Origin of the sequence: Pseudomonas sp. NBRC 111127 (assembly GCF_001320345.1) — a bacterium.
In the GTDB taxonomy this organism is placed as follows: Bacteria; Pseudomonadota; Gammaproteobacteria; order Pseudomonadales; family Pseudomonadaceae; genus Aquipseudomonas; species Aquipseudomonas juntendi.
Genome location: NZ_BCBD01000276.1, coordinates 1 through 2887 on the forward strand (window position 1 = coordinate 1; position 2887 = coordinate 2887).

General features: G+C 61.5%; 4 protein-coding genes. All 4 read right to left on the reverse strand.

From position 1 onward, the window contains the following. Positions 1 to 802, reverse strand: an 802-nt coding sequence (locus APH30_RS26690; RefSeq protein WP_054914210.1) for a hypothetical protein, incomplete at its 3' end; no start/stop codon positions are given. Beyond that, on the reverse strand, positions 795 to 1097 hold the full coding sequence (locus APH30_RS26695; RefSeq protein WP_054914211.1) for a hypothetical protein: 303 nt from the start codon (positions 1095 to 1097) through the stop codon (positions 795 to 797). The genes APH30_RS26695 and APH30_RS26690, both read right to left, overlap by 8 nt. Further along, positions 1094 to 1726, reverse strand: a complete 633-nt coding sequence (locus APH30_RS26700; protein WP_054914212.1) for a phage baseplate protein — start codon at positions 1724 to 1726, stop codon at positions 1094 to 1096. The genes APH30_RS26695 and APH30_RS26700 overlap by 4 nt, the downstream gene beginning before the upstream one ends. After that, the coding region (locus APH30_RS29250; protein ID WP_054914213.1) for a phage tail tip lysozyme at positions 1723 to 2887 on the reverse strand (1165 nt) is incomplete at its 5' end. The genes APH30_RS29250 and APH30_RS26700, both read right to left, overlap by 4 nt.

The window sequence follows — 2887 nt, forward strand, 5'->3', positions numbered from 1 at the left end:
CGATCGTGCGGGGCACCTCGTAGAAAAAGGCCCCGGAGAATTCGAACTGCGGGGCCATGGATTCGAGCTTGATGGTGTCACCCAGCTTTAGCTTGGGGTTAAGGGTGCACCTGATTCCGACCTCGGTGTCGGTCACCACTGGGGAGCCGATCATTCCGCTGGCGGCGCTGATCACGAACACTTCGTTGGGCATGGCGAAGCCATTCTTGATGATCTTGGTGGCGCCGTTCTCGATCATCCAGTCGAACTCCCAGGTGCTTGCCAGTTCGTTCATGCAGGCGACTGGGCTGCCCTGCAAAACCGTGCCCCCGGATCGGCGTTTGAGGCCTGAGAAGTCCCCGAAAAACTGGATTTCCCCGCCAAAGCGCTCGGCGCACTCCTCGATGATCTGGACCGGGTCCGTCTCGGGGGACAGGGTCAGGTTGATGATTCGCTCGTCCCGCTCCTTGGCCTGTGAGCGGCAGAAGAACTTGACGCCCCGGGTTGAGCCGCCGTCCTCCATGACCTTCTGCACGTTGGTGATCTGGCCCAGGAACACGCTGCCGAAGGTGCTCGAATAGCCTGCCTCCAGCGAGATGAACTCGTATTTCTTGGCCGTGCCGTCGCCCAGCATCTGCCTTGTCGAGTAGTCGGACACGTTGTAGATAGTGATCTCGGCCACACTGAACGCATTGCCGGCGAAGTGGATGATCTGGAAAGTGATGCGCAAGCCGTCACCGTCAGGGCGCATCTCGTAGATCTTGCCGCCAGAATCACGGCCAAGCTTCAGCCGGTACCGGCGCAGGTAGATTTCATCACTCATCGGACCACACCAGCGTATTGTCGATGCCCAGGTTGTTAGGGGTCGGCTGCTTACCCTCAAGGGTGAGAGACCCGTAATTCACCTTGGGCGGCGGGTACAGGCCGGCCAGCAGATCTACACCTGGCAGAAGGAAGCGCCCAGACGTTAGATTCAAGCCGGCACCCGTACTGATGTTGACGCGGAAGACCTCAAGCCGGGCCATCCACTGCAGCTCCAATGTCAGCGTGTTGCTGCCTAGCGGGGCGCTGAAGGTCTGAGCAGGTAGGGGTTGAACCTCAACCCTGTACCGGCTCACTGGATCACCTCGACAGATGCAAACCCAGAAGAAACCATGGGGGCGCCCTGCGTGGCCACTGGGTCGTTCTGAAGCAGCTGGTCTGCTGAGGTCACGCCCCGGGTTACTTGGGAGCTGATGACCCTGGCCTGCTGCAGTTCGGCAACGAAGACCAAACCATCTTCATCATCGGGCCTCGTACGCTGATCCAGCCTGATCAAGACCATGTTCTTGAGCGTTTCGTACTCGGTGACCAAGTCGAATCGGGACCGGGATTGCAGGAGCGCCGTCAGAGCGGCCCAAGCGGTTGCGGCACGGGTTGCCTCGCTGCCCGACAGCAGGTAGGCCGAAACGGTCGATATCGCCGCCCCGGCCACCCCGCCAATGGCGCTGGAGATCGCGCCGACGCCCATCATGCCCAAGTCATCCAGGCCGATGCCCAGCGGAGTATTGGATACCGCACCGGTCAGCAGGTAGCGGTCAGGCAGCAAGCGGGCATGGTCGTTGCCGTTGGTGCCGAACTCCACAGGAAACTCGGTGAGCTGAACAGCCTTGCTGGTCGCCCCCTCAAGCTTGGCGTCGAACTCGATAGGGCCAAGCATGGGCAGCGTCTTGGAAAAGATGCTCATGACCCCATCGGCAATGCTCATTTTTCCGGGCTCCTGAAATCTTGGGTGGTTTGGTCAATCAGCTTGCTCAGCTTCTCGTTCCACAGCTGCTCGACTTTTCCGGTATCCGCACCATGGATATGGAACTGGCGGTTGTCCACGTTTTGCACTTGCTGAGCGGGTGCTGATGGGCTCGCAGCGGCGGATACTGTTGAGCCCGCAGGCGTAACGACATCGCTTGCCGAATACTGCTCTGGCGCCCGGCGCTGCTTTTTCGCCCAAGCGTCGATTTGCTCCAAAATGCTTGGGCCTTGCTGACCAGACTTGGAAAGGTCAGCCTGGACCTTGGCCCATTGCTCTGGGTCGCGCAGGTCCACAACCGGAGCTGCAGATGCCGGCGCCTGAGGCAGTCCGTAGTTGTCGGCGATATCGCCTCGCCTTGATACCTCGCCATCGGCGTCTGCCGGGCGCTCGTAGTAACGCGAGACGATGCCCGCGGCCTCCCTGGCGCTTGCTGCCAACTTCAGCCGCTCACCAGCTGACTTTTCGGCCCCCTTGGTCAGCTCGTGGTTGATGAACTCGAGCTGTTCGGTTGCGGTGGAGCTGCGAATGTCCTTGCCGGAGTACTTGGCGAAGTTCGCCTGCCTGTCCGGGTGCCACTGGGCCAGGCCGTAGGCATTTCCGCCGTCGCCCACGGCATCTGGTCGGAAGCCGCTTTCCTGCTCCAGGTTCGCCGCAATACCGGCGGCCTGCTCGGCAGACCAGCCCTTGGCGCGGAAAAAGTCCATGACGGCTGCAGCAGCCTCAGATCCGCCCTTGCGAAGTCGGTTATTCAGCAGCTCCTGGTCTTCACCAGCGTTCAGGCTGCCGGAGTACAGCAGCGCAGCCGCGCTACCACCTGCCACAGCCAGCCCAGAGACGCCTGCAGCCGCACCGCCCGCGGCCGCGCCGGCGGCACCAGCAGCGCCTGCAGCACCACCCAGGCCTACCAGTGCACGCAGAGCGGCAAGCCCCTTCAAGGCGCTGGCGCCGCCCATGAGCACAAGGGCGGCCGAGACCAGTTCGATGTTTTTGGCCAGGGTTCCGAAGAAAGCCTCAAGGCCCGAATCTACGAGATCCTTGTTGTCGCGGTAGAAGGCAGTGAAGTCCTCAGCCAGTTCGGCAAAGGCCGGCACCAGTTCTCCAGCGATGGTATTGCCCATG